This window comes from Paenibacillus sp. BT-177, assembly GCF_025846815.2.
Classification (GTDB): domain Bacteria; phylum Bacillota; class Bacilli; order Paenibacillales; family Paenibacillaceae; genus Paenibacillus; species Paenibacillus polymyxa_C.
On the sequence record NZ_JAOYTP010000001.1, the window covers coordinates 33,889 to 59,386 of the forward strand.

At 43.9% G+C, this 25,498-nt stretch carries 23 protein-coding genes; 1 reads left to right on the plus strand and 22 read right to left on the minus strand.

Annotation, left to right across the window (positions count from 1 at the left end; all coding sequences use genetic code 11):
- Positions 1–15: 15 nt before the first annotated feature.
- From OIU26_RS00115 to metH, 21 genes are all read right to left on the minus strand, one after another.
- Entirely contained in the window at positions 16–1,569 is a 1,554-nt protein-coding gene (locus tag OIU26_RS00115) for an ABC-F family ATP-binding cassette domain-containing protein (protein ID WP_013371468.1), read from the minus strand.
- Positions 1,570–2,006: 437 nt separating this feature from the next.
- Positions 2,007–2,546: a cupin domain-containing protein gene (locus OIU26_RS00120; RefSeq protein ID WP_264215600.1), complete on the minus strand. Its 540-nt coding sequence runs from the start codon at positions 2,544–2,546 to the stop codon at positions 2,007–2,009.
- A gap of 354 nt (positions 2,547–2,900) precedes the next feature.
- On the minus strand, positions 2,901–3,890 hold the full coding sequence (locus OIU26_RS00125; protein ID WP_264215601.1) for a hypothetical protein: 990 nt from the start codon (positions 3,888–3,890) through the stop codon (positions 2,901–2,903).
- A complete protein-coding gene (locus tag OIU26_RS00130; RefSeq protein WP_264215602.1) occupies positions 3,877–4,431 on the minus strand; it encodes a hypothetical protein in 555 nt (184 codons plus the stop codon). The genes OIU26_RS00125 and OIU26_RS00130 overlap by 14 nt, the downstream gene beginning before the upstream one ends.
- Before the next feature lies 1 nt (position 4,432).
- The gene (locus tag OIU26_RS00135) at positions 4,433–4,828 is read right to left on the minus strand and encodes a hypothetical protein (RefSeq protein ID WP_040103588.1); all 396 of its coding nucleotides are present in this window, start codon (positions 4,826–4,828) and stop codon (positions 4,433–4,435) included.
- A 40-nt stretch (positions 4,829–4,868) separates the two neighbouring features.
- Positions 4,869–5,348 (minus strand): hypothetical protein, encoded by a 480-nt coding sequence (locus OIU26_RS00140; RefSeq protein WP_007430644.1) that lies wholly within the window; start codon positions 5,346–5,348, stop codon positions 4,869–4,871.
- A 49-nt stretch (positions 5,349–5,397) separates the two neighbouring features.
- Positions 5,398–7,482 carry a hypothetical protein gene (locus tag OIU26_RS00145; protein ID WP_264215603.1) on the minus strand — a complete coding sequence of 695 codons (2,085 nt, stop codon included), beginning with the start codon at positions 7,480–7,482 and terminating at the stop codon, positions 5,398–5,400.
- Complete coding sequence (locus OIU26_RS00150; protein WP_264215604.1) at positions 7,472–9,307, minus strand: ATPase, T2SS/T4P/T4SS family; 1,836 nt, start codon at positions 9,305–9,307, stop codon at positions 7,472–7,474. The genes OIU26_RS00145 and OIU26_RS00150 overlap by 11 nt, the downstream gene beginning before the upstream one ends.
- Positions 9,307–10,164, minus strand: a complete 858-nt coding sequence (locus OIU26_RS00155) for a hypothetical protein (protein WP_264215605.1) — start codon at positions 10,162–10,164, stop codon at positions 9,307–9,309. The genes OIU26_RS00150 and OIU26_RS00155 overlap by 1 nt, the downstream gene beginning before the upstream one ends.
- The gene (locus OIU26_RS00160) at positions 10,161–10,874 is read right to left on the minus strand and encodes a hypothetical protein (protein WP_264215606.1); all 714 of its coding nucleotides are present in this window, start codon (positions 10,872–10,874) and stop codon (positions 10,161–10,163) included. Before OIU26_RS00160 ends, OIU26_RS00155 begins: the two co-directional genes overlap by 4 nt.
- Positions 10,875–10,896: 22 nt before the next feature.
- Positions 10,897–11,874, minus strand: coding sequence for an SAF domain-containing protein (locus OIU26_RS00165; protein WP_025675960.1), 978 nt, complete (start codon positions 11,872–11,874; stop codon positions 10,897–10,899).
- 45 nt (positions 11,875–11,919) lie between these two features.
- Positions 11,920–13,413, minus strand: coding sequence for a serine/threonine-protein kinase (locus OIU26_RS00170; protein ID WP_264215607.1), 1,494 nt, complete (start codon positions 13,411–13,413; stop codon positions 11,920–11,922).
- Between the two features lie 180 nt (positions 13,414–13,593).
- Positions 13,594–14,652: an SAM-dependent methyltransferase gene (locus tag OIU26_RS00175; protein WP_090739187.1), complete on the minus strand. Its 1,059-nt coding sequence runs from the start codon at positions 14,650–14,652 to the stop codon at positions 13,594–13,596.
- Positions 14,653–14,674: 22 nt separating this feature from the next.
- A complete protein-coding gene (locus OIU26_RS00180; protein WP_025675962.1) occupies positions 14,675–15,448 on the minus strand; it encodes an ABC transporter ATP-binding protein in 774 nt (257 codons plus the stop codon).
- Positions 15,445–15,759 (minus strand): thioredoxin family protein, encoded by a 315-nt coding sequence (locus tag OIU26_RS00185; RefSeq protein ID WP_264215608.1) that lies wholly within the window; start codon positions 15,757–15,759, stop codon positions 15,445–15,447. Before OIU26_RS00185 ends, OIU26_RS00180 begins: the two co-directional genes overlap by 4 nt.
- Positions 15,756–16,094 carry a cyclic-phosphate processing receiver domain-containing protein gene (locus OIU26_RS00190; RefSeq protein ID WP_264215609.1) on the minus strand — a complete coding sequence of 113 codons (339 nt, stop codon included), beginning with the start codon at positions 16,092–16,094 and terminating at the stop codon, positions 15,756–15,758. The genes OIU26_RS00185 and OIU26_RS00190 overlap by 4 nt, the downstream gene beginning before the upstream one ends.
- A gap of 75 nt (positions 16,095–16,169) precedes the next feature.
- Positions 16,170–17,018 carry a deoxyribonuclease IV gene (locus tag OIU26_RS00195; protein ID WP_264215610.1) on the minus strand — a complete coding sequence of 283 codons (849 nt, stop codon included), beginning with the start codon at positions 17,016–17,018 and terminating at the stop codon, positions 16,170–16,172.
- Entirely contained in the window at positions 17,008–17,826 is an 819-nt protein-coding gene (locus tag OIU26_RS00200; RefSeq protein WP_013371485.1) for an Fpg/Nei family DNA glycosylase, read from the minus strand. The genes OIU26_RS00195 and OIU26_RS00200 overlap by 11 nt, the downstream gene beginning before the upstream one ends.
- 68 nt (positions 17,827–17,894) lie before the next feature.
- Positions 17,895–18,722: a TIGR01457 family HAD-type hydrolase gene (locus OIU26_RS00205; protein ID WP_052452903.1), complete on the minus strand. Its 828-nt coding sequence runs from the start codon at positions 18,720–18,722 to the stop codon at positions 17,895–17,897.
- A gap of 485 nt (positions 18,723–19,207) precedes the next feature.
- On the minus strand, positions 19,208–20,140 hold the full coding sequence (gene rnz / locus OIU26_RS00210) for a ribonuclease Z (RefSeq protein ID WP_014599878.1): 933 nt from the start codon (positions 20,138–20,140) through the stop codon (positions 19,208–19,210).
- A 79-nt stretch (positions 20,141–20,219) separates the two neighbouring features.
- Positions 20,220–23,660 (minus strand): methionine synthase, encoded by a 3,441-nt coding sequence (gene metH / locus OIU26_RS00215; RefSeq protein ID WP_264215611.1) that lies wholly within the window; start codon positions 23,658–23,660, stop codon positions 20,220–20,222.
- A gap of 281 nt (positions 23,661–23,941) precedes the next feature.
- Between metH and OIU26_RS00220 the strand changes: the two genes are divergently transcribed.
- The gene (locus tag OIU26_RS00220) at positions 23,942–24,484 is read left to right on the plus strand and encodes a 1,2-dihydroxy-3-keto-5-methylthiopentene dioxygenase (RefSeq protein ID WP_040103576.1); all 543 of its coding nucleotides are present in this window, start codon (positions 23,942–23,944) and stop codon (positions 24,482–24,484) included.
- 98 nt (positions 24,485–24,582) lie between these two features.
- Here OIU26_RS00220 and OIU26_RS00225 read toward each other — a convergent pair whose 3' ends face one another.
- Positions 24,583–25,377 carry an HAD family hydrolase gene (locus OIU26_RS00225; RefSeq protein WP_173364600.1) on the minus strand — a complete coding sequence of 265 codons (795 nt, stop codon included), beginning with the start codon at positions 25,375–25,377 and terminating at the stop codon, positions 24,583–24,585.
- Positions 25,378–25,498 lie beyond the last annotated feature (121 nt).

Genomic DNA, 25,498 nt, shown 5'->3' on the forward strand with positions numbered 1-25,498 from the left:
TGTCAGAACTGGATTTCAGTTAACTTTACTAGACCACTCTTCTACATTCCACGTTTTGGTTACCCAATCCTCGTAAAAGTCCGGTTCGTGGGATACAAGCAATACGGTCCCTTTGTATTCCTTCAAAGCGCGTTTGAGTTCATCCTTTGCTTTGACATCCAAGTGGTTGGTAGGCTCATCAAACAGTACCCAGTTGCTCTCACGCATTAACAGTTTACAAAGGCGGACTTTAGCCTGTTCTCCACCACTAAGCGCAGACAAAGGCCGGGTGATATGCTCATTCTTCAAACCACAGCGCGCCAAATGCGCTCGTACTTCATGCTGATTCAAATGCGGAAATTCATTCCATACATCGTCAATCGGTGTAATTTTCTCCGCCTTTACTTCCTGTTCAAAATAAGCAGGCTGCAAGAAATCCCCTTGATAGGTTTTTCCGCTGATTGGAGGTATTTTCCCAAGAATGGTTTTGAGCAACGTAGACTTACCAACACCATTGCAGCCAACAATTGCGATCTTTTCGCCACGTTCGATCGTCATGGACATTTTAGGCAAAAGAGCATGAGTGTAGCCAATTTCAAAATCAATACCCTCAAAAACCGTTTTCCCGCTCGCACGAGCTTCTTTGAACTGAAAGGTTGGCTTTGCAGCTTCTTCAGGCTTATCAATACGTTCGATCCGATCAAGCTGCTTTTCACGGCTTTTTGCACGGCCTGATGTAGATGCGCGCGCTTTATTGCGCTGAATAAAATCTTCCTGTTTCTTAATATATTCCTGCTGCTTCTCATATGCATCAATATGCTGTGCTTTGTTCAGATCCGCCATTTCAAGAAACTTTTCATAGTTAGCTGAATAGCGGGTCATCTTAGCAAATTCAAGATGGTAGATTACATTAACGACTTGGTTCATAAATTCAGTATCATGTGAGATGAGGATAAAAGCATAGGGATAATCCTTCAAATATCGCGTAAGCCATTCAATATGCTCCACATCCAAATAGTTGGTAGGCTCATCCAGCAGCAATACATTTGGCTTTTCCAACAGCAACTTAGCAAGAAGCACCTTTGTCCGTTGCCCACCACTAAGTGCTGCTACATCCCGATCCAGTCCGATGGCAGAGAGACCTAATCCATTCGCCATTTCTTCAACCTTCACATCAATGAGGTAAAAATCCCCCATATCCAATTGCTCTTGAATTTCTCCCATCTGTTCCAGCAAGACTTCCAACTCTTCGGGAGAAGCCTCTCCCATTTTGTCTGTAATTTGCATCATTTCCTTTTCTAGTTCCAACAAAGGAAGAAAAGCGTCTTTTAATACATCACGTACTGTTTTGCCCGGCGTCAGCTTGGTGTGCTGATCCAGATAGCCATAACGTACACGTGGAGTCCATTCCACTTTGCCTTCATCTTTAAGCAATTTTCCAGTCAGAATGTTCATGAGTGTCGATTTACCAACACCATTAGCTCCTACCAATCCTACACGTTCCCCCGCAAGTAATCGAAAGGAAACATTTTTAAATAATGCACGGTCCCCAAAGTTGTGGGATACATTTTCTACAGTCAATAAACTCATAAGCTGTTTTTGGCTCCTTATTGTCTCATCGGCATTGCCGAGTGTTCTTATTTCATATAGCTATCGTTTCTTTCAAAGCTTTATTGTAGCACATCCAGCACCCTTATCGGAATATTGAAAACAGCGAATTTTAAGGTTTTCAGATGGATTGGCCTAAAAAAAGAAAAACAGTTAATCGTAGTAGCACTTAAGCTCCTCTTCGGTAGGTGCGTAAGGAGTTTCTTGCTGCTTTGGTAATCTAAGCTTCTAGTATACAGAAGCTTACAATTCCCTAGCAATGAATGCCTAAATAATTGATAAGTTCTAATAACAATTAATAAAAAGGAACTCTATGTAGACAGTCCTCATGAGTATCGGGGGAATAATAAAATGAAGAAAATGTAATCATCCCGGTCTGGATTCTGGACCGGGATGAAATAAAATTAATTTATAATTGGCTATCTTTCAGCAGACATGGCAATTTCTTTTGTTTCATGAACTGTACCAAATGGATGCTCAGGTGGTGCATAGATAACGTATATCTTAAGGGGCGTATTTCCTGTATTAATTACATTGTGCCATTTTCCAGCAGGTATCATAATTGCATAGTCATCATAGGCCATCACTTGATAATCTAATTTGTCTTTCCTATCCCCCATTTGAACAAGTGCCTGACCTTCTTCAATACGTATGAATTGATCAGTTGTTGGATGAGCTTCTAAACCGATATCATCGCCAACATTAATACTCATCAGAGTCACTTGAAAATGTTTCCCTGTCCATATAGCAGTACGATAATTTTTGTTTTGATTTGCAGCCTGGTCAATATTCACTACAATTGGACTTTGTCCATAATCTCTTAATATTATCTTTTCATTGAGATTACTGTCGTTGTTGTACCAATTGTAGTATTGAGGATTATAACTCCGATAGCTGTAATTACAGCTGTTATACATAGGAATATGCCATGGGAAGTGATGGCATGATTTAGGGTACATACTCATTCTCCTTTTTTTGATTCAGTGTTTACTTATCATATGCGGTTGCCTATATAAAGGACTAAAAAACCTTCAATATTGGGCAAGAGCCTAAATGATGCCAAGACAAAAATATTCACAAGCGGTTTCGTCTTTTACTTCAACAGATATTAGCACTTAAATTTATATATAACCGCATATACTTTGCAAGTGGTGTCAGCTTCGTTGGAATTCCCCCGATAAGTCGAGTATCAAATTCCATTTATTTGACTCACTCTTTAAAATAGCAGTGACCATAAAATCGAAAGACTAGGCTGTCACTGCAGGCCAACCTTTTAGTTGACCTAATAATACGAAACCCACCCCGGAGAGTGATTATTTTAAGCTGTTATGATATTTGTATTCGAAATACCCAGCAGCTGCCGCAGATTTTTCATCCGTAAAACGCTCAACCGCTTGAAAAGGGGCTGGATATGAATCACTATAAAAATATTTCATTTTAGTACCCGGTTCTATGCCTCCAATAATAGATCGCTTTCGGACGACTCTTCCACCACCAAACCCGTAGTTATTGTAATACCTGTCTCCAACTGGAATGCCTTGGATAAACGCAATCATACCCACATCATCTATCGTGTTATACCATTCCTCTTGTGGAATGAGTGGAAGAGTGAACGTATAGGAAATGCCATTCCGTGCTGCTTTTTCGTTATGGGCGTTAATCATTCGAGCCAGATCTTCCTGAACGGTGCGAACGATGGTAGAACGGCGCATTTGCTCAAAGGTTAATGAATTGTTCAGTAACGAAATGGGGGTCTGACCCTCAAGCTCCTTTTGAAAACCCTCCACCCATCTCTGATTCCGCGCATCATATGCGTGCAGATAATTGTCCAGGGTGAATCCCACACTGTTGCCTGCTGCATCAACATAGGCATAAGGCTTTTTTTCGCTCCACTTGTGGCCTATGACCGCTTGCCCATACGCATCTTTATAGGTTGCTGAAGCGAACGTATAATAACCATCATAGTCCAGAATCACAATGACTGGTATGTAATCCAATAACGCACGTTGTGCTGCTGTATCCTCATCAATGCCCATATTAAGGAAGAAAGTGTGCAAGAACGTGACCAGCGCTTCTTCTTTATCTACACGAAAAAACTTATCTGATCCATATCCGGCCTCGCGTTCCTGACGTTCATTCTGTGAGAGCACAACACCTGCATCCTGAACTGCGGTACGGAGAGCAGACGTATATTTCATTTCTAGCTGCTGTACTTCACGCTGATTCTGCACTCGTAAATCACTAACCACACCAAAGGGCAAAAAGAGTAGGACAAATATAACTGCAAAATCAGTAATCTTCATTCAAAACCATGCCCCCGTAAGAAGCTGAAACTGCCGGCTTATCGTTATCTATTCCACCCAAAATCCAGGATTTGTATAAATCCGCAGGAGTTCGATTCGTATTATGTAATCGTACTGTAAAATAATCTCCGGCCATCAAGGTATACCGACGTGTCTGTTCCGACTTGGGCTGCGAATTATCAGGAAACAGTACAGGTAAGATTTGCGGGTTATAGTAGCCATCGTATACAGCTTCATAATTACCAAGAAAACTGTCTGGCTTTGCCGCATCTGCATAGTTCGGTACATATTTTTTGTACATATGCTCCAAATCAACTTCGTACGTATTGCCTGTCAGCTCCAGATCACGCATAAAATCGTTATACATCGTCGGTGTAATGTAACCTTTGGTTCTTACCATATCAACAAAATGTACAGTCGAATGATATGTATTTAACCCGGATATATCATTCTGCCGTTCAGCAGCTTGAGCTGCGGGTACGATGTACAAAAGCAATACAGCGAGCAGCGCCCCCAACAGCTTGGATATTATTTGAACCACTTCAGTCCTCCCCCAATTTCTCAAAACGTACAGATGTTAGTTCTCCGTTCCCATTACGCTGTGGGTATATGGCATATATAGAGGAAGCATCCAAGGTAGATACATCAGGCTCAAACGGTTCAGAGTATACATCGTACTCTAAACCGTCAACTTGAACCGAAATCCCCTCCTGCAAGTTCATCCGAATGGTCTGGATAACTTGAGTCCCCTTAATCCGTTGTGGCGTCTCCACCTCTATAGTTCTGGATATCCGCCCCTCTGATTGCTCCTCCCGCTGCGACCTTAATTCCAGTGCACTACCCAATTGACTGGACAAGTTTGCTGCTGCTGCACATGCGGTTATAAATAGAATAACTGACACACCAAGCCACAGCATACTTGAAGCGTGATCAGACATGCTCACATCTCCCTTATGACTATCATCTTTGCTGTACTTCTTAAGACTGGGTAAACAACAACCCACGTACCACGTTTGATTTGTCTTTAACGATTTCAGCCTTGAATTTACCACTTGGATTTACGTATTCATTCTCCTTTTCATTAAGTGTATTCGCAATTTTTCCCGTCTTATCACTGCCGCCATTCACAGCACCATACTGCTCGCTGTCTGGACTAATGTTCAGAGCATTTCCATACCACTGTCCTGCCATATTTTTGCCGGTTTTAATCTGAATACCGAACTGGTCCTTTCCCTGAAACTTCCGCAGCGCATTGGTTACCTGGGAGCCGCTAATTGTTGTGCCGTCGTATACTGTAAAGGAGGCTTGAGACAATTCGGTCTGGATATCAGCGAAATTGTTTTGTGCTGTTTTAGTAGCTTCCTGAGCTGAGATAAACAGTATGACTACAATTGTAATTAGTGCGATGGTCAAAAATATCCCAGCAGCTACCTTTAATGCTGTTGATGCATTGTTCATTTCTTTCTCTCCTCAACTTGTAATATTGGTTAATCATCATTGAATTTACTTACTGAATTTTTTGTATTTGCTCATAATAGCTATCCATTTGAACAAAGCTCATACCGATCAGCGGAATCACCAAATATAAAAAGATAAGACCATACATCGGGGCAAAACCAATCATCCTCCCCCAGATTGCCTTGCTGTCTATTATTTTTTCATACTCCTGTTTTCTTTGTTCAAAATAGTAGGTCATCTGGGATTCCAAATCATCAAACGCCTCTCTAATGGTAATTTTCCCCAAAGATAAATGAAGCTTGTCCACCAGACGTTGAAATTCCGGCAAAGGTGCTTCTTCTTTCAACAAATCGAGAGCTGCCTCTGGTCCATGTTCATAATGAAGCAGACATTTTTGCAGAGGTCTTTTGAAGATAACTGAAAATCTGTTCAGCCACTCCAATATTTCCTCGACAGACATTCGTTCCATAACCCGTAAAATGGAAATAACCGTTTGAAACTGATACACCTCATGCTTCATGTCCAAATAACGCATTTTCCGTTGCAAATATAATAAAAGCATGGGCATTTGGTAGGCTACATACCCAGCAACTATACTAATCAGTACTTCCCACCATTTGATATATTCTTCATTCCAATCTTTCAGCTTTTGGAGAATTCGTTGAGTATTTCTGGATAGCTGCTTTGGAGTAGCTGTGCCATTAGCATAGTGTTCTAAAGCAGCGCACGCTCGCTCGTATGTGCTGTCCGCTTTCATGTTCAACGTTTGCATGATTTTGCGGTCAATCTCACTCTGCTTCAAAGCTTGCTTTTCCTCTATCGGACTTAAACGTCCAAACATTTGACCCGATTGTACTGGTGCGTGAAGGATATGCGTTTTTTCAGCTTCATGTAAAATAAATATGGTGCTGATACTAAGCACTAATCCTAAGATAAAAAGAGCAATTCTACGTATGTAGAGCCACTCAAGCTTTACCTCCGCACCACTTTCCTTTAATAGTCGGGTTATCTGGGAATAAGATGTCATATGCTGCCGGGGAATTAAAGAATCCACCATATTACGAATGATGGGCAGACGATATAACTTCTGCTCCCACACCCTCCGCCCTTTACCCGCACGATATCCTGTCTCGTCCGACTGTTGCAGTTTCTGTAACAGAAAGTAGGATAGGATGATAACAATGTAAACGGTCAATTTTGTGATATAACCCAATTTCCCCTGATAAAACTCATCCATGGATGGAAAGCTGGATCTCGCCCATCTCTCGATTGGGGTAGTAAAGAAAACGGGAGCCAGTGCGATCACGTTTAAACTTTTTAGTAGGTAGTCCAGTTTATTTCTCCGCAGTAACTCCAACCGGATTTCACGTGCAAGACTGCTTAGCCCCTTTAAATAAATGGAACCACCATCCTCAACCCGATCACCAAACTCCATTACCATATACGAAATACCAGCAAAGGCTTTTAAAAACCGATTTGGAGCTGATTCATAATATCTTTCGAGTGCCTCGTGCGGATCAGCATCTGTCAGCGCCTCATGGATGAGCCGTGCATGCCTTCCAGCCTCTGCTCCTGCTAAATCGGCCGCTTCAGATATGGATTCTTCTACCATACCGTGCTGATGATAGTGATGACGTACATTGGCGAACAATTCGATCATTTGAGAAAGTAGCCTTTTTTCCATTTGGTTAGTCGCCACATCTATAACAAGACTGTTGATTACCACTCCACATAAAACGGCCAATATAGCAAACTCTATTCCTGGTTTCATCATCAACAGCACAACGCCGCTGCAAACAAAAATACCCCAGATGAACAGTATCATCTTCATGGTCTGCAGACGAAGCTTATACTCATCGTATGCATGCTGACCAGCTAGTCGCTTACGTACACTTGTGATGTATCCAGATGTGATAGGGACCCTCATACACAGCGTATACAATTTATGCATTAAAGTTTGCAGTTCCCGTTGAAGTACCGCTTTTCCCTTTCGTGCTTCCTGTACAGAATGAATTCTACCTCTGCGAACTGCATAGCTCTTATGCTTATGCAACCCATACAAAACTGTATATAGAACTGCAAATCCCCCACCTGATATAAGCAAAACCCACAATAAAATTTCTTTAAGACTCATAGTCTTCCTCCCAATAACGGGTCAAAAAACTGCGGAAATCTGTAGCATCCTTAGCATTCATTTGCTCACACATTTCTTCTACGCTTTTAGCTGTTAAGGGCTTCATTGGTATATAACTTCCATTTCGATATTCCATAACATGGCGATAGCTATAGCTCGATGAAGCATTGGGACCTACATCCGTATGCTCTGGATTACGCGGTACACATTCTGTGATCCGTTCGATATAACGCCGCCCTTGCGCATCACGCTTGAGATGCACATCAAAATTAATGACATGCACTACCTGTTCTTCAGCAATGCCTTCATGCTGAAATACTCCAGTTTTGAGCAGTGAATTACGAAGCGAAAATACAAGATCACGAAATGTTTTAGCATGGTGAGTAAAAATAGTGAACAGACTAGCAACCTGCGACATTTGAATCATCCAAGCAGCTACTTCATCACTCGCTACTTCGCCTAGAATATTGACGGTTCCATCTGTTTTTTTCTGCAAGTCAAGACCTTGTTGTCCTGAAATATGATCTGTTTCTCGAAAGGTAAGAATATTACGGCGACTGTAAATGTTGCGTAGATGCAGCTCAAAGGCCATTTCCTGAACGCGAAGCGTATACGAAGCGTAAATATGCTTGACCATCGCCATTAACAATGTTGTTTTTCCTGAACCCTGCGCACCTGTAATTGCAGTAATCCGACTGCCTTTCATTAGATAAGATAATAGCTGGATTGGAAAATCAGCGTTTTGTCCCCTAATTAACTGCTCCAGCGAAGCGCTTTGAATATCAAACTTACGAACAAAGAAAGCCCATGATTCAGAGAAAGGCGGGCGCACTACTACTACCCGTGATCCATCCTTCATTTCGTTGACCTTATAACCATTCGCTTCAGAAAGCTGTCCTGGATAATTGTATTTGTAAATATTTTGACATACCCTTTTAAGCTCACGTTCCGATCCGAAGGAAAGGAATGAAAGATGGATAGTTTTACCTTTGTAGAAAATCCACACACTCTCATATCCATTTGTAGTAGGTGCAGAGGTTTGTTCAAATACATATCTATCTGAAGACCAATGTGGTGATGAAGGAATCCCACCTTCCGGTACACCACTGACACCCCCGCTTACACCATCGATCTTCTGGTCACGAATATCATCAATGACAGAAAAACCTTTATAATTTTGATAAATCCGCTGCACAATAATATCCACTTTCTCCATAAAGGAAAGGGGACGGTATTCACAGTCATAGATATAGCGGATATCCTCTGTCGTTACGAAATAGCTTCCATCCTCTTCACCTTGCTGTGAATACCTCATTTCAGCTAAGTCATAAGTATCCAGTAAACGTGATAGTGCATCCGCGCCAAACTTCTGCTGATATTGGTAAAAAATAATTTCGAATTGATCCTGTGTGCTAAACAACTCAGGTCTGGAGAATGGCATAACAGTATCGGCGATTTTCTCGTTCAAACCGTAACCGTTTATCAGAAGCTCACTCATCAGATTTTTAACAAAACGTTTATCTCCACTGCTGCCATTGGCACAGTCCTTTAACGCCCTTCGTAGTTCCGCCCTTTGATGGATACGCCGCCTATATTCCTCTTCATGTAATCCGGCATCTGCCATCTGGCTGTGACTTAGTTCATGAAGCGCATTTTTGATATACTCTATCAATGTTTCGAAGGTGGCATCTTCGTTCTTTGGTTCTACCCGAAGAGCTGAATGTTGCGAGTGAAGATTCCCTCGATATTTAACAATAATCAGTACGATGCACAACAACACAATGCAGGTGACAATTAACCCGTTGATCATATAAGCGGACAGCATTAAGCGCCCCTCTCCAAAGCCTTGAGCCGAAGATCGGACTCTACCGCCTCCAGAATAGCTTTGCTAATCTGCCGCACGCTCTGCGCCCATCCTACAGACATAAAAAGCTTGCGTTGCTGCTCTTTTCCACTTCGCACCTCGCGCTGCACATGGCCAATCACATCCCTGCGGTTCCATGCGTCCATAAATTCGGTGCTATAAGGAACTGTATACAAAGTACCCTTGTAGCCATATCTCCTGCGTATATTCGCTTCATTCGCTTGTGAATGCACATCATATTTTCCAAGGACAATTAATAAGGGTAATGACGAATATGTGGATAACGGAGACACAGATTCAAAATAAGCGTCCAACTCACGCATATTCTGAGTGAGCGAAAGAACAGCCAGTTTGGCTCGTGCACATGCTTCATGCTGTACAGCCCCCCAGCCTCCCCCACTCCCTGCATCAATCAGCGTTAAATCATAATATTGATTCGCTGTATCAATTACCACCCTTACAAGATCAGGGGAAAGTAGCGGCGGTGCAGCTCCAAAGCCGGAGGTTCCCTCAAGTACATCTAGAGTGTGTTCTAACACAGGTATTGTATAGTTACGAATATTTTCTCTAGACAGCGTCCTTCTCAGAACTAAACGTGAAACAGCCTCCCAGCCCCCTTCCTGAATCTGTAGACTCGGATCGTCCATGCCATACTCCTGTATAGGAAATCCTGATTCAATACCGGTATGCCTACGGCCTAAATGAGTCAATAATAGTCTTCCTCTATATAAATTACCTATGGTAATTGCTATTGCTGCCGCTAAAGAGCTACTTCCACTCGCTCCCTTAATTGGACTCCAAAATAAAATGGTGCTCATGCTCTCCTCCTTTCCGCACGCTTTAGCGCACGGCGACTCTCTTTTATCTCCCAACTCATCCATTCTCCAATGCAACGGCACAATTCTCTCTTATATATTCTGGATAGAGGTTTTAGCAGAAGCTGTTTTTTATGCTCATTTTCCAGCTTTAGAGCAAGCTGACCCTCATCCCATGGCAGTACATACGGCTCTTGCTGCCATAAGGCAGGAAAGCGGTTCATGTATTCCCACAAATACGCTTCCTCCACACCACAATCCACTGCATGTATAAATAGCTTGTGAAATACAAGATCTTTGGGGAATCCAGGTTGGTCAAACAAATGCTCAAGCCAATTCTGTCCGTTGTGCATTAACATGTGGCTATAATCACTGACCCAAACTCGCAGTTCTGCCGTTTTCCAAACCGAAATTGGACAAAAATCAGGCAGCTCTACATCCAAAATAACAATGTCATAAGTCTGTTCTTCATTTTGATCAGCCAGCATATCGATATGCAGATCTTCCCATGCTGTAAATCCAATTGCCACATCGAATCCACAAAACTGCGTAATGGGTAGCGGTTTATCAAGCATTCCTATGCTATACCGATACCGTCCCCGCAGTGTAGCGTCCACAAGCAGTACCTGTTGACCGGAAGCTGCCAATACGCTGCTGATGTATAATAAGGTATCGCTTTTGTCACAAAGACCGGCAAATATCCATGTTTTCATACTTCCGTTCCTTTTCTCTCATTTATTTGGCATACGGATCAGAGCTGCCGCCCTGCGTTAGAATCTTCGTTTGTTCTTTGTGATCCTGTTCCTCACTCCCTGTATCATCAATTCCGCTTGCTGCATCTTCAATAGCTGTGCCCGCATGCTGAGCTGCAACCTCCTCACTTAGAACTCTTTCCACAGGTGTTGAAATCACATTGTTTGATGAACCAATCGCATTTTCTAGAGAATCTCGTAGCTGCTTGGACAGTTTTTGTTCAGCAACACGGACTAAATTCGGATCACTATTCATTAACGCTAACACCTGCGCATTAGGCGGATAGGTCGGGATTGCCTTGGGCTGAAATTGGGGATCTACATATGTCAGAGCATAGATGGATGCTTTATGCAGATAGGCATCTACAATAGCACTCGAAAGCGATAGTATTTCCTGCTCATTCATAGTAACCCATACGATTGGGCCTTCCAGCCGGGAAATCTTCTTTTTGGATAATAGAATGTAATCCTGACCTGTTGGAAATTGAATGCGGATATCTACTTCGTCCCCTGACTTCAGGCTGCTGGGCAGTACCACCACTTTTAACTCACGGTTGCGTAGATCCTTAGGTGTCGGTTCATTAGCAGTAATCATAGCCGATGTAAGCACAGATCCTTTTTTTAGTTCTATCTTGGCTGTGGTGCCGGAAACTTCATTTTTATTTGCCAATAAATTAGACGGGGCTTGAGAACCAGGAACCTTAATTCCCTTCAAATCATTAGATGTAATCTGCTCGCCTGGTGAAATGTCACGAACAACCGCCCAGCCTGTTTTCGCGGTCCGTTGCTCTTGTTCATACAGTTTCCATTTCTGCTCTGCCTCCACCTCTGCCTGTTTCCTGATCTCACTCATTTGATGGGTATTCAGTATAAGGTAGCTCACAAAGATCATGCCTACAATTCCCGCGCCAATACAACCTGCGGATAGTTTTTGTTTGCTGCTTTTTCTTAGCTTGGACACACAGCTTCTCCCCTACCTCTTTTTGATATATACATGTCTATTTATTTAGTGCTGCCGTTTAAGGAATCCGAAACGTTTTTTCCGGGTGTCTGTAATGACTCCACGAAAAAGCTCATCCAATACCTGATCCATTTCATCATCCTGTTCGAAGGGGTCTGAGTGGAGCGGCAGCGCAAATACTTTATCGTGTTCTAGCTCCTTTCGTAACCTGCGGACAGCCTCCGAGGAGGCCAATGGCAAGCAGTAATTCCATTTGTGTTGCGGATGACGCTGAAGAGATCGGGCTAGGCCCGTTATATCCTGAACTCTCCATTCGGCCCCTGAGCCAACAACTAGCGGGTAATCGGCTCTCAGAAATTCTTCCAGTCGTTCATTGTCCTGCCCATTCCCCAAGTCCAGTACGATAAATCTGTAGGAGCCGCCCAGCAAAGAAATGACATCCGCACGAGATGTTTGCCGCCAATAATGGACTCCATCGACTTCAAAACGCCGACTTGAACTCGCTTGTCCAACAGGTATGCCTTCCACGACTTCTTGCAGTCGGGCAAATGCCTTAGCTGTACTATGTAGCTCAACCAAGGCTACAGAGTGGGTCCTTCGAGCCAAGTAGTGGCTCACCGCAATTGCTGTGTGCGTAGCACCGGAGCCGGAAGACACGCCCAGCACAGCCACTACCCTTGTTCCAGCATAATCCATTGAAGCATTACTCATAGATTTTCCAGGTTGAGCAGACTGAAAATCAGCACTGCGCCTCAGTTCTTCAATGACCTCCTCAGCAGACTGAAATCGTTCCTCAGGATGATGCCGCAGCAGCTTTCGAATTATCGGAATCAAATGTCGAGGCAATTCCCCACGAATATACCCTTCAACTCCTGCTGTCCACTCGCTATATTTACCACCTGTACATAGATACAATAGTAACGCCCCCAGACTGTACAGGTCCGAGCGAGCATCCGTCTGTCCTGTTCCATATTGCTCTGGGGCAGCGAAGCCTACTGTGCCCAGCTTTATCGTATCCTGATCCAGCTCGGACTTATAACTCCTCGCTATCCCAAAATCGATCAGCTTAAATTCCATTTCCGGTGTCAGCATAATATTCGCCGGCTTGAGGTCCCGATAAATGACTGGTAATTGACGGGTATGCAAATAATCAAGTACATCCAGTACCTGCAGAGCGAGTGGAATGATTTGCTCCTGTGGTATATAGCCTTGGTATCCCCTCATGTATGCTTCCAGCGTAATTCCTTCAATGTAGTCCATAACCAGATATACCGCACCAGATGGAGGATACTCAAAAAAATCAACAATTCTCGGTAAACGTGGATGGCTTAGCGAAATCAACATTTCGGCTTCCGTCCGTACAATCTTCATTATTTTTGGATCGGCAATCGACTCCTTCACTGCCCAATGCTTGCCCGGCAGCTTTAAATCTTCGGCCATGAACACGCGGCTCATGCCTCCTAAACCTAACGTGCGAATTATTCGGTAACGCTCACCGACAATTGACCCGAACTCTAATCGTGATGGTTGATTCATCATTCTCTTACCTCCCTTCTACAAGCAGACAATGCAAAAAAGGGAAAGCCACCGCAAAATGAAGTCTTCATGCTGACATGAAAACAATTTTCGCGGGATGCTTTCCCTTGATTTAACACAATTATTTTGTTAAAGGAACAATTTGGCTTTATTATATAGCACACCTGTATCTATTGTAAAGAATTATTTTCCATACTTGATCATATACAGGGTAATCTCGTCTCGGTTATGGAAAAGCTGCTTAGCTCGCTGAATCTGCATGCCGGACTCCTCAAATGAAGCAATCACATCATGAATGAGCGCCAAGGGCTTTTTATGCATTAGCTTGACTGTTACGATAGCCGTACCACCACTCCGCAAACTATATAGTAAATCAGTAACGAGCCTTGCCATCTGTTTTGGACTCCAGCTCATATCACAAACCAGCAGATCGAACGAATTCTCTTTAAATTTAACTTCACTTGCATTTTTACGCAAAAACGTCAGATTGGCGTACTTCATCAGCGATGGCTCCATCTTGGCCGGATCAACCGCTGTAACTTTCAGTCCACGCTCCAGCAAAAAGGAAGTCCATCCACCCGGTGCTGCCCCAATATCTAGTCCCTGATGGAAAGCGCTAAAATCAATACCGAACGTTGCTTCTGCTTCCAGTAGCTTGAATTTGGCACGAGAGATCTGTCCGTCTTCCTTCTGAAAACGAACTGCACCTCCACTCCAATCCGATAGGTTGTCCTGAGGATGTGATACACCTGCATACCACGTATCCGTATCTGCAAAAACGGACACAATAACATCGGCGCCTTGTACCACCAACTCCATAGGTAGATCACTTAATTGTTCACTCAAAGCCAGCTTGAGCGCACCTGCGCTTTCAGTCCAACTGCTATTAGTTCCTTTGCGTACTTGCAAAGAAACACGTTGATCTATCAGTTCCCTGCGGTTACGGATAAATGCAACCAGACGCTCTTGCACTTGAACCAGATCCGTTCCTTCCTCCTGAAAATGAACAGGAAACAAGTGGCGAAGAAACATTGGTGGCTGGCCTGTAATCGTCCTCACTGTTTCAATTTCTCCCGCGGGTAGTGTTGCTAAAAAAATTTCACCAGGTAGAAGCATTGTACTCTTTACAGACCCAAATAATCTTCTAAGCTCCTCTTGAGCATAGGGTGCAAAACCATGGTTGGCCGTACAAACAAATCTTGATGATGACAAAGCGCATTCACTCTGTTCATCTGTATTCATGTATAGTTCTTCCAAAATAACGTTACCCTCCAGTGCACACCCGAATCCAGGGACGTTCACCATCCCATTCCAGCTCAACTGGAACTTCATAAGTGTGCATAATCAATTCTTTCGTTAAAACTTCTTTTTTCGATCCAGCAGCTGCGACTTTGCCATCCCGAATCAACGCAACATGCGTAAAAAGAGGGACAATCTCCTCAATGTGATGAGTTACATAGACCACTGATAAGTCTCGCTTGCGAAGCCGATCAATCTCGACCAACATCTTTTCCCGTTCAAATAAGTCCAATCCGGCACAAGGCTCATCCATAATCAGCAGACGAGGTTCAGCCATCAGCGAGCGGGCCAGCATTACCTTTTTACGTTCTCCTTGCGATAATGTGCCCAACGGGTGATGAATCAGATCGCCTAAATTCATACCCTCCAGAAGAGATACGGCTTTTTCTTTTGCCTCCGTCGGAATCTCCTGATAAAAACGCAAAAAAGCATACGCACCTGTAGCCACCACTTCCCAAACGGGATCTTTTAGGGCCAGCTTTTCCAATAATGTCTGGCTAATGTATCCGATCTGCTTGCGAACTTCTCGCACATCACATTGACCATACGTTTGCCCAAGCACTTCAACCGTACCACGACTTGGAAACATATACCCTGTCATCATTTCCAACAATGTTGTTTTACCGGAACCATTGCGACCCAGAATAGCCCAGTGTTCACCTTCTCGTATTTCTAGGCTTACATCGTCCAGGATACGTTTTTCTTCCCGCTGTAATGTAATGTTCTTCATGGATATCATTCCATCACGCTCCTTATCCTGCTCAGCAAGTGTCCTACAGATTCCATTTTGTAGATGATTTCAGGATTTTTGTTTTCACCATTATATATAAGAAGCGCGGGGACGCTGGAAATCCGATACTCCTGAACCAGTTCAGGAATATAGTTAATGTTGCTCTGCACCACTGCTCCTTCGGGGAGCAAATGCTCTGCTACCTCTAACATTTTACGGGCAGCCGCGCATGTTCCGCACATGGGAGTGTATACAAACAAAGCCAGCTTGCATCCTTCCCATATGGCATGGCGCGCCTCTTTTTGTCCGATCTCTTTCATCGCTTAGACTCGTTTAGGATCTCTTTCATACGCACCTCAGGAATCGGCCCGTTATGCACAGTGACTCCCTCCGGCTTATTCGCATAAAGCAGCTCATACATGGCTCGCCGCCCCTGCGGACTGGAGGAATGCAAGTAAATTTCACGCGGATATAACTGTTTACTTGCAATAGCAGCAGCTACATCCTTTCCCGTCGGTTGACCCGGACCCAAATCATAATCTAACGATAGTATCGAAATAGGGTATTCATGAAGTAGAAGCAGACACTCATCCGCATTCCTTGCCAGCTTAAAACCTGGAGGACAAGGTCGATAATCGTCCATAAACAAATACACCAACTTCTCCTCCTTCTTCCCAAAAAAGTAAGCTTACATCATCCTCTAAGATAACTATTATCTATTTAAAATAATTCACTCCCAGCTTTGAATCATTTGAATGTCCTCCTGATGTGTCCCATCAGGTCCCGCCTCACTCTCCAATACGACGGGAATACCTCTTACAGCTTCTTGTTCTGTTATCCAGCGCATGCCCTCAGTACCAATGTAACCTTGCCCCACGCGTGCATGTCTGTCTTTTTTAGAGCCGTACGGGTACTTGGAATCATTCAAATGTACTCCGTACAGTGCTGGCCAATAGCCGAGACGGTCCCCTTTTTCAAGCAAAGCCTCGTCCATTCCACCGTTCCACAATCCTGCTGCATACGCATGACAAGTATCCAGGCAAAATCCGATGCTGCCAGGATCTCGACACAACTGGCGAATTTGAACCATTTCCTCCAGCGTGGTTCCCATGGGACCGTGATCCCCAGCCTGATTCTCAATTAATATTTTAGCATTTCCCTGCCAGCCTTCCAGCACATCATTCAGACAGTTAATAATATTACGATAGCCCTCCAGCGGGTCAGACGAATGCATATGCCCAAAATGGACAACTATCCCCTTCGATCCACAGGCTTCAGCAATATCCAGATCATTGCGTAATGAAGCAACCATCAGTTCATAAAGTTCCTGACCGCGTTCGCGACCATGAGCTGGATTCACGGGATATGGCGAATGAGCAATGGATTGAAGCTGGTGCTCTGAGCAGTAGGCTTTACAAGCAGCAGTATCTATAGAGCTCCATTCCTTCAGCTTGAGACTACGAGGATTTTTCGGAAAATATTGAAATGAACGTCCTCCCTGCTCTCGTGCACGTATAGCAGCTTTGGAAAAGCCACCACGCGTACTCACGTGAGAGCCGATAAGCAATTTAGGCATCATGCTGCTGCACCGGGCAATAAAATGCTTTTTTTCCCGCCAGCTCGACTCTTACAATTTTCCCACCGCTTGGAGATTCTTCTCCTTCACGGTCATACACTCGACACTGATGATCAAAGCCACCTGTTAACGTGTCTCCCTCCATTAGAGGCATTTCCATATAACCGCCCTCCGCAGTAGCTTCACGAAGTACGGATTGAGTAGCATGATATAGCTTTTCCACTTTTTCTGGAGACTGTACAATATTTTGTACCTTGGAACCCGGTGTAAATCCGGCGATATAAGCAATTTCGTCCGAGTAGCAGTTTCCAATCCCCGAAAAAACCTGCTGATTTACCAGTGTTGTTTTCAAAATTCCCCGTCGTCCTTTTAGACGTGCTGTAAAATTCTCCAACGTCATACGACGGTCTAACGGATCTGGTCCCAGGTCTGACAAAGCTTCATCTGTTTCTTTAGCCGTCAGCAAGTGCAGATAACCTAAGCGCAGTCCGATAAAATAAAGCTTCACTCCGCTAAAATCCAATTCGATCTGAATCGTACGGTCTGGACGTTGCTCCTCCGTTCCCAGATACAACAGTCCTCCCAACATTAGATGAAGCACAAGTCGTTTACCCGTGTTTAAATGAAAAATCAAATGCTTACCCCGACGCTCTAAATATACAACGGTTGCACCCAGCAATTGCTTCTTAAAGGTTTCCACTTCAGTATTAATGGACTTTTCGCGGCTAACCGTCACTCCAGTAATCGGAATGTCCAAAATTTGTTTTGACAATAAGATTCTGTAGTTTTCCATTTCAGGAAGTTCCGGCATATCAACATCTTTCCTTTCGTAGCTACATAGCATTTAATTCTCGCAAATTTCTAAAACATATATTTTTTTTATGACTTCAGCTCTTCTTTCATCCATTCCTGCAGTTCGTCCAAATTTTCAAACATCAGGTCAGGTTTCACTCCAACGGCACGAATATGTTCATCCATATTAGCGCGAGTCGTCACGCCTGACAGAATCAAAGCTGTCTTACAACCTGCTGCTGCACCTGCCGCAATATCTGTAAGCATATTATCGCCCACAACCAGAGCTTCATCCGCTCTAATGTTCAAGCGATTCAGTGCATAATTCATTAGCACGCTTGAAGGCTTGCCGATGACGATCGGTTTGACCTGTGAAGCAGCTTCAATGGCAGCTCCAATTGTACCTGCACCTGGTGTAAGTCCGTCATGCGAAGGCAATTGTAGATCCGGATTTGTCAAAATAAATGTAGCTCCCTCACGAATCCAACGCATGGCAGCTGCCAGCGTTTCATATGTAAATTGACGATCTATCCCCTGTACCACATAATCAGGATGGTTCTGAACAAGCTGCAGGCCAGCCCCCGTGAGTGCCTCGCGTAATCCCGTTTCACCAATACAATATACATGAGCTCCAGGGCTTTGCTGTGCAACATATTGTGCAGCTGCTAACGCTGAAGTATATACTTCATGACTAGCTGCTTCAATTCCCATACCAATCAAATGCTCAGCCACCGATTCGGGTGTGCGTGAAGCATTGTTTGTGACATATGCATAAGGGATCTGCTCTGAGCGTAATCGGGAAATGAACAGATCCGCACCCTTAATCATTCGATTTCCATGATAAAGGGTTCCATCCAGATCAATTAGTAACGATTTTATCGCAATCCCCTCCCCCACTTCAATTTCATACATCATAACATTGAAAATAATAATTCACCCCGTGAATGGTGTTCTCCTTTTTATTTAACCACCTGAATGACTCAGGTCATTAAATAATCGGTCATTTCCACTCATCTCATCTATCTTAAGTCAAAAATGCTCATGAAGTCCATGAATTGCTGGTAAACCATCCAAAATAGCGTCAACCCTCGCTAAAAGCCGTCGCTTCCCCATAGCATAAGATCATTTCTTCGTCGAATTCCATCGAAGATGCTACGTCTTCAAAGAAAATTTTCTGTATTTCCTGGGCATACTCAAGCAACTAATTCCTTTAAATTCGATATATAGAAACTCAAATATAACATGCCTCCATATGTGGTAGAACAATTTCATTCATCCTCATACTGATACGTCTCACCTCTTGTCGCATCCTGCGCTTTCCCGGAAAATAATTTCTAATGAAAAAGAAAAGCACCGGAGCAAGCCCCGGCACCTAAGCACATACCTTTCTCTCCAATCGTTTATTGACCGATATCAGGTACCGGTAACAACACATGCTGCTCCGCAAGCAATGAATTGGGGAATAGGCTTCGCGCTTCCTCCAGCAAAGGCTGAAGCTGCTCTTGATCTTTATACCTAGAACTAAAATGCGTCATAATTAACTGCCCCGCGCCTGCGGCTTTGGCAGCTTCCGCTGCCTGAAGCGCCGTACTATGATGATACTCGTACGCCGTATCCGCCAGATCATGCAGAAATGTGGCTTCATGAACGACGACAGTTGCATCTCGTGCCAGCACTACTGTATTCGGACAGGGTCTCGTGTCACCTAAAATAGTGACGATCCGCCCTTTTTTAGGTGAACCCAATACATCCTGAGGATGCAGAATAACTCCACCCTCTACTTCCACACTTTCTCCACGCTTTAATTTACCGTACACTGGGCCAGGCTTGATCCCGTATCGCTCCAACAGTTCTTGGTTAAGCTTACCAGGCTTATCCATCTCTACAATTCGGTAGCCATAACTGTCGATCCGATGATCCAGCAAAGCTGATTCCACCCGAAATTGACCGTCATCGAACAGAACCCCGCCCGTATGCTCCACAATATGTAGTTGGTAATTGATACGAGATTGGCTGATCCCTAAAGATAGCTCAATATATTGCTGAAGACCAGGCGGTCCATATACCGTCAGAGGTGCCGTACCTCCCTGATATGCCCTACTCGACAAAAGGCCTGGCAGACCAAAAAGATGATCCCCATGTAAATGAGTGATAAATATTTTTTCAAGTCTGCTCAGCTTGAGCGGCGAACGCAATACTTCCTGTTGAGTGCCTTCACCGCAGTCAAACAACCACATGCTTCTTCGTTCCTCCAGTAAACGAAGAGCAATGGATGTTACATTTCGCTGAATTGTAGGTACCCCTGCATTTGTACCGAGAAAATATAATTCCATGACATTTACCTTCTTCCTGCTGACCAGCAAAAAACCTCCGGAGCTCGGAGGGTATTTGCTATCCCATCTGATAAAGGTGTTAAACCTTTTCGACGTTAAAATACTGCGCCTGAGGGTGGCTGAACACCATGGCTGATACTGAAGCCTCCGGTTCCATCATAAACCCTTCTGTTAGCTCAACGCCAATGTCCTCAGGTTTTAACAATTGGAACAACGGTCCCTGATCCTCCAGATCCGGACATGCCGGATAACCAAAGGATACCCGTATACCTTGATATCTAGCGCCGTGCCGCTGTTTCATCGTCATATCGGCTGGGTCCGGGAAGCCCCAGCTATCCCTGATAATATGGTGAAGCCGTTCTGCTAGCCCTTCTGCCACTTCGAGCGCTACCGCTTGAAGTGCGTGTGAGCGCAGATAATCTCCGTTGTCTTTCCACTGGGTAGATAGCTTCTGAATGCCATGACCAGCGGTAACAACCATAAAACCTACATAGTCCATAACCCCTGATTCCACTGATTTCAAAAAATCAGCCAGACATAGATAAGGCTCTACCTGCTGACGTGGAAACGTAAATGTGTGCAGTACCTTGCTTACATCCGATGGATCATAGATTAGAATTTGGTTTCCTTGGGACTGAGCCGGGAAGAACCGATACATAGCACTCGCCTGAATAATTCCGTCTGTAACAGCTTCAAACATGATGCTGTCCACGGTTTCCTTCAACTGAATCGCTTTCGGGTCCCCCGAAGCTAGCAGTTGCTCTACATTCCCTTTTAAGCCAAGATGATGTCCCATCAGCATCTGCATATTCACATAAGGCAGAATATAGTTCAGTGGGTAGTTACGCAGTACATGGCGATCCGTATCCGGTGGGATATAGACGGGCAAATCCTGAGCAATGTTAGAGCGTACAGCCCGAGTTAGCTTAGGGAGCGGCTTGGCTTCCACAACTGTTGCCGCTTCTGCCTCTTGCTCAGCCTTCATGTCCTCGGCCATTTTTTTACGGGACTCAGGGTCCATAAGCTTATTGGCAATATCCAGACCATCCATAGCATCTTTCGCGTAGGCTACCAGTCCATCATATTCAGGACGAATACGATTTTTAGTAAACTTACGCGTTAAGGCAGCTCCACCAACCATTATTGGAATATCAATGTTTGCATTCTTCAAATCCTGCGCGGTTAGCACCATTTGTTGTGCCGATTTAACAAGCAGACCGGACAGGCCGATCATGTCAGCCTTTTCTTCACGATAAACCTCAATAATGCGTTCTGGTGGTACTTTTATACCCAGATTTACAATATGGTAACCATTGTTGGATAGAATAATCTCCACCAGATTTTTACCTATATCATGCACATCACCTTTGACCGTAGCCAACAAAATCTTACCTTTTACCGAGGATTCATTCTTCTCCATGAACGGCTCTAAATAAGCCACGGATGCTTTCATTACTTCAGCGCTTTGCAGAACCTCCGCAACAATCAGCTCGTTGTTGTTAAACAGACGTCCTACTTCTTCCATCCCTTTCATTAGCGGTCCGTTAATAATCTCCAGAGAAGAATATTTGGCGAGAGCTTGCTCCAGATCCGGGATCAGTCCCTCCTTACTTCCCTCCACTACATAGGAAGCCAGCCGTTCTTCGAGCGAAAGGTTTGATATCTTCTCTTTTTTCTCCACTTTCTTGTTACGAAAAGCTGCTACAAATGCAGATAAAGTATCGTCATTTGTATTATAGATCAGATCTTCCGCCAATTTCCGTTCATGCTCGGGGATAGATGCATAGCGTTCAAGCTTCTCTGTATTTACAATCGCATAATCCAGTCCCGCTTTGGTGCATTCATACAAATAGACAGAATTGAGCACTTCACGACCCGCTTCCGGTAAACCAAAGGATACGTTACTGATGCCCAATATGGTATGAACCCCAGGAAGGGCTTCTTTAATGATACGTATGCCCTCAATCGTTTCCTTAGCCGAACCGATATATTGTTCATCCCCTGTTCCTACTGGGAATACGAGCGTATCAAAAATGATATCCTCCGCTGCCAGACCGTAACGGTTCACCAACAGATCATAAGAACGTTTAGCTACCTCAAGCTTATCCTCACGCGCAATTGCCTGTCCACGTTCATCAATCGTTCCGACAACAACAGCAGCGCCGTATTTATGAATAATAGGAGCCATTTTCTCAAATTTCTCTTCACCATCCTCCAAATTAATGGAGTTAATAATTGCCTTACCTTGCGAATATTGAAGTGCTTTATCGATAACTTTAATATCCGTGGTATCAATCACCAATGGTACTTTCACCTTGTTTACAACCAGTTTCAAGAACGCTTCCATATCAATCATTTCATCACGGTCCGGATCTTGCACACAAATATCAATGACATGTGCTCCGCTTTTTACCTGAGCGCGGGCAATTTCAGACGCCTCTTCATATTTGCCTTCCACGATCAAACGCTTGAATTTCCGGGAACCCAGAACATTTGTTCGCTCACCAACCATATACGGACGATTATCCTGTTCAATATACACTGGTTCAATGCCTGATACGGCAGGAGGATGATGACCTACGAGCTGGCGAGGCTCAAACTGCGCCATACTCTCACTCATTACTCTTATATGCTCTGGTGTAGTACCGCAACAGCCTCCTGCAATATTCAACCAGCCTTTTTCAGCGAAAGCAGCCATTTTACGAGCTAATGAATCCGGCGATTCATGGTATTGACCATTTTCATCGGGCAAGCCCGCATTTGGATAACAGCTAATAGCTGCAGAGGACATTTCAGACAAAGAACGAATATGATCACGCATAAACTCTGGACCTGTAGCACAATTCAGTCCAATCGAGATTGGATTTAAATGTTCGAGTGATATGCAGAAGGATTCGATATTTTGTCCGGCCAGCGTTGTTCCCATCGGCTCAATCGTGCCAGAAATCATTAACGGAAGCTCAATCCCTGTCTGCTCAAAAGCCTGACGAATTCCAATGCTACCTGCCTTAACGTTAAGCGTATCCTGTGAGGTCTCCAACAGAAGAACATCCACCCCGCCTTCAATAAGCGCCAAAGCCTGCTCCTGATAGCTTTCAATCAGCTCTACAAATGTAACGCCGCCCGTGACAGACAAGGTTTTCGTGGTTGGACCCATAGCTCCTACAACAAAACGAGGCTTGTCCGCAGTGCTGTATTTATCCACCGCGTTACGCGCCAGTTTGGCTGCCACCAGATTAATTTCACGGGCACGTTCTGGTATATCGTAATCCGCCAAAACGACGGATGTTGCTCCAAATGTATTCGTTTCAATCAGGTCTGCCCCGGCCTCCAAGTATGCTTCATGAATCCCTTGAATGACATCCGGTCTCGTTAAGACCAACATCTCGTTGCAGCCTTCCAACTCTTCTCCACCAAAATCAGCGGGAGAAAGGTCTTCCTGCTGAATCATAGTACCCATAGCCCCATCAAGAAGGAGTATTCTTCGTTGTAACGCATCTTGCAAGCTAACTTTATCCAAAATTTCTTCACCCCCGCAAAACGTTAAATCCTAGTTTAGCAGAAACCGTATCATTTAGATAGATTGAAGTAAAAACATACGTTTTATGCAGGCTATTCTTCTTCATAAACGACTTAGCTGATCTATTTTTGTAGTATGCATCGTTATAGACGAACGTCTTTAAACTGTATCGTTTAGCTATAGTCGTTCCCATATAAATGTTTCAGCCTGTATTGTACAACTGGTTAAGACATGGTATTCTTTATACAACATTAATCCAAGTGGAAAAGGGGGATTTATACATGGCAGAAATTTTTATACGCAATACGAATGAGCGAATTAGTGGTGAAGAACAAGTACGTGAATTTTTGGAGAGCCACCAGGTATTGTATGAACACTGGGATGCTTCCAAGCTGCCAGGGGAGCTGCAAGAAAACTTTACTCTGACAGATGATCAAAAAGCCGCTGTTCTTAAAACATTTGAACCTGAAATCAAGGATTTAGCCGCACGTCGTGGATATAAAATATGGGACGTCATCACTTTATCTGAAGCAACGCCGAATCTGGAGGAGCTGCTGGCCAAGTTCGAGCAAATTCACACCCATACCGAGGATGAGATCCGTGCCATTGTTGCTGGTAAAGGCATTTTCATCATTAAAGGCTCTGAAGAGATAGGCTATTTTAATGTAGAGCTTTCACCAGGTGACGTTATTTCCGTACCTGAAAATACACCTCACTTCTTCACTTTAATGGAAAATCAAAAGATCGTCGCAGTCCGCTTGTTCATCGAAGAAAATGGCTGGATTGCCGAACCGTTCGAAGATCCAACATTCACTACAGCATAATTAAGATCTATGGTGTCAATAAGAAAACTCCCTCCGCTCTGTAGCATATCGAGCGAAGGGAGTTTTCTTGATACTTGTTTTAGAAAACTGTAGATTACTCACTTTAAAGATTGAATAATTCCATGCAACTCAGATAAATGCTTGATTTGGAACTTCGGCTTGATTTCTGTAGTATTGGTTTTAGCGTTCCGATTCACCCACACCGAATGTACACCAGCTGCCAAAGCCCCTTGAATATCAGTCGTCAGCTTATCTCCTACCATTAAAGCTTGTCCAGGTTCAATTCCTAGAAGTCCCAAAGCATGCTGGAATATAGAAGGGTCAGGCTTGCCCCGACCAAAAGAACCTGAAATGACAACATGATCAAAAAAAGGAGCCAATTGAGGAACTCCATCCAGCTTCTCCTGTTGTAGATCAGGAGAACCATTTGTCAGCAATAACAGCTTGTATTGCCCCTTCAATTGTTCCAGAATCTCAAACGTTTCTTCATATACATGTGGACGTGCACGTCTTTCCGAAGCAAATTGGGCAGCTAGCTTTTCCGCCAACTCCTCATTATCTATCCCCAGTTGCTGAAGCCCTCTGCGCCATGATTCCTTACGATAAGCAGGAGCCAACTGTTCCAATTGGCGGAATTCAGGTTGCTCACCTGCTGTAAAATTCGCCCACAGTCCTTCAAACGGATTAATGCCAATCATTTGAGTAAAACTAAAGGTTTCATAGGACTCATACAAAGCGCGCGCTTCCTTGCGTACGGCTTCTTCCAGCGTTTTCGGATCAGCGCCTGTTTCTCGAGAGCCTGTTTGACACGCTGCATCAAATGCCTCTTCTACACTACGTTCATCCCACAGAAGGGTATCATCAAGATCAAACATTATCGCCTGAATCGTCATATGAATTATCCACTCTCTTTCCACTGTATATGTAAGATTGTCTGTTTGGTCACGAATCAGATCGTTATGTGTGCCCATATTAAGCAAGTGGCCGCACCATGTTATATTAAAAAATAACATC